This is a genomic window from Dyadobacter sp. OTU695, assembly GCF_038440355.1.
Classification (GTDB): Bacteria; Bacteroidota; Bacteroidia; order Cytophagales; family Spirosomataceae; genus Dyadobacter.
This window is the reverse complement of the sequence record NZ_JASATN010000054.1, coordinates 1-2,092: the sequence shown is the minus strand read 5'-3', so window position 1 is coordinate 2,092 and position 2,092 is coordinate 1. Positions and strand designations below refer to the sequence as shown.

At 41.6% G+C, this 2,092-nt stretch carries 4 protein-coding genes and 1 pseudogene; 4 read left to right on the top strand and 1 reads right to left on the bottom strand.

Features of this window, described 5'->3' with window-relative positions; all coding sequences use genetic code 11:
* The coding region (locus AAHB90_RS32340; RefSeq protein WP_342089467.1) for a helix-turn-helix domain-containing protein at positions 1–154 on the top strand (154 nt) is incomplete at its 5' end.
* A gap of 145 nt (positions 155–299) precedes the next feature.
* On the opposite strand, the gene AAHB90_RS32335 is transcribed toward AAHB90_RS32340, so the two are convergent.
* Positions 300–665: a winged helix-turn-helix transcriptional regulator gene (locus tag AAHB90_RS32335; protein WP_342089466.1), complete on the bottom strand. Its 366-nt coding sequence runs from the start codon at positions 663–665 to the stop codon at positions 300–302.
* A gap of 100 nt (positions 666–765) precedes the next feature.
* On the opposite strand from AAHB90_RS32335, the gene AAHB90_RS32330 reads away from it, so the two are divergent.
* The 3 genes and pseudogenes from AAHB90_RS32330 to AAHB90_RS32320 form a co-directional block, all read left to right on the top strand.
* Positions 766–1,374, top strand: coding sequence for an FMN-dependent NADH-azoreductase (locus tag AAHB90_RS32330; RefSeq protein WP_342089465.1), 609 nt, complete (start codon positions 766–768; stop codon positions 1,372–1,374).
* 12 nt (positions 1,375–1,386) lie between these two features.
* On the top strand, positions 1,387–1,761 hold the full coding sequence (locus AAHB90_RS32325) for a DoxX family protein (protein WP_342089464.1): 375 nt from the start codon (positions 1,387–1,389) through the stop codon (positions 1,759–1,761).
* 112 nt (positions 1,762–1,873) lie between these two features.
* Positions 1,874–2,092 (top strand): annotated as a pseudogene (locus tag AAHB90_RS32320) (Crp/Fnr family transcriptional regulator); the annotation flags it as partial.

The following is a 2,092-nucleotide window of genomic DNA, read 5'->3' as shown; positions in this document are numbered from 1 at the left end:
CATCGAGAAGGCAAAAGAAAAATTATCTACCACGAGGTTGTCCGTCAGCGAGATCGCCTACCAACTGGGTTTCGAGCACCCTCAGTCTTTCAACAAATTATTTAAAAGCAAGACCAACCAAAGCCCATTGGATTTCCGCCAGTCCTTCAACTGAAATGTTCGAGCCAGCTCTCGGTGATACCAGGAGTGCTAACTGCTAACAGGTGGATGACTTTTCGCGCTCGGCTACTCTCTCCAACGACATGTTAGTATGTCTGTTTGGTAACCGTTACGGTAGTATCAGACGGTTGTCTGTCAAACTAAGCCTTATCGTTAAGCAGTATTTTCTTTTTATGCTTTTGTCCCCAGTCTGCTAGTACAGCAAAAACGTCTTTGAGCGATTTGGCATATTCCGTAGGAACGTATTCTACCACGACGGGCGTTTGGTCTGCTTGCACCACTCGTTGTAGCAATCCATTTACTTCTAGTTGCTTTAATTCATTTGAAAGCACTCTTGCCGAAATGCCGTTGACTGTTCGCTGCAATTCGTTGAACCGAGTGTGTCCGTTAACTAATGCAATAACAATTCGCAATTTCCATTTACCGCCCACCACATACAAAGCATCTTCAACTCCGTTGATGTGCCTAGTGCATTGCGCTTCTGAGTACAGTGTTCCCTCTTTCATATTTTATCAGGTAACCCAAATGTTAGTACTAACCTTTTGTTTACTACTAACATTTGGTTAGCAAACATAGGTAATTTTGCGTCATTAAATCAAAAAAATAATGAGCAAAAAAGTACTACATATTATGACAAGCCCACGAGGTGAGGCTTCGGTAAGCCAGCAATTGGGTAAGGTAATCATTGAGAAAATTCAAGCGAAATACCCTAACAGTATTGTCAAAGAAAGAGATTTGGCAAAAGAAGCCTTTCCACATTTAGATGGAATGCAAATTGGCTCGTGGTTTACGCCTGTCGAAAATCACACACCTGAACAAATAAAAGCGATCAAAATTTCAAATGAAGCAATTGCGGAAATGCAAGAAGCGGATATCTATGTCTTCGGCGCGCCATTCTACAATTTCGCAATAACGTCCACATTGAAAGCATATTTAGATCACATTGCAAGACCGGGGATAACTTTTAGCTATAAAGAGGACGGAAAACCCGAAGGTCTTTTGAAAAACAAAAAAGCATATATCGCAATCGCTTCAAGCGGTGTGTATTCCGAAGGCGTCATGCAATCATTTGATTTCGTCAGTCCGTATCTGAAATTCATACTCGGCTTTCTGGGCATTACTGACATTACTACATTTCGTGTGGAAGGACAAAGAATTCCAGGTCTTCAGGAAACCGCATTACAAAAAGGTCTTGAAAGTGTTGTAATTGATTAAAAAACTGGTCTTATGAAAAAAATAAAAATTGCTTATTACGTTGCGACAGGGCTGCTATCGCTGGCAATGGCATTATCAGCCTTTGCGTATTTGACGAACCCTGCAATAAAAGTGGGGTTTCAGCATTTGGGTTTTCCCGATTACTTTAGGATAGAACTCGGAGTTGCGAAAGGCCTTGCCGCGATTGCACTTTGGCTACCTTTTCGTTTAGCCAAAGATGTCGCTTACATTGGTTTATCAATTAGTTTCGTATCGGCGTTCATTGCACACATTGCCGTTGGTGATCCGGCTTCCGTTTTCGTTAATCCCCTTATTATTTTGACCATACTTGTTGTCTCCTACCTAACGCATCAAAAACTACAAGTCGTTAGCGACAAGTCTCAATGATTGTCTGTTGAGGCGGTCCTTATACCCTCCATTTTCTTTCGTTATGCCTGGCATAGCTCATTTTTTACCATATGATAAACGGATGCCCCGCCATGTTTACTATTTTTAAGTGATGGAAGCATTAATAAATCTAATCCTGCAATTTGGTGACCTGAACAAACAGCAGATCGAGTTTTTGCTGAGCAAGGTCGAAGTGCTCGAATTCAAAAAAGACGAATACCTGTCGGAAGCCGGGAAAGTTCCCCGGTATGTGGCGTTTGTATTGGAAGGCGTATTCCGCTTTTGCTATTATAACAACAAGGGAGAGGAAATCACCAATTATTTTGTCGAT

Coding starts and splice junctions, on each gene's coding strand:
- AAHB90_RS32325 (WP_342089464.1), top strand. CDS start 1,387: ATGAAAAAAATAAAAATTGCTTATTACGTTGCGACAGGGCTGCTATCG.
- AAHB90_RS32330 (WP_342089465.1), top strand. CDS start 766: ATGAGCAAAAAAGTACTACATATTATGACAAGCCCACGAGGTGAGGCT.
- AAHB90_RS32335 (WP_342089466.1), bottom strand. CDS start 665: ATGAAAGAGGGAACACTGTACTCAGAAGCGCAATGCACTAGGCACATC.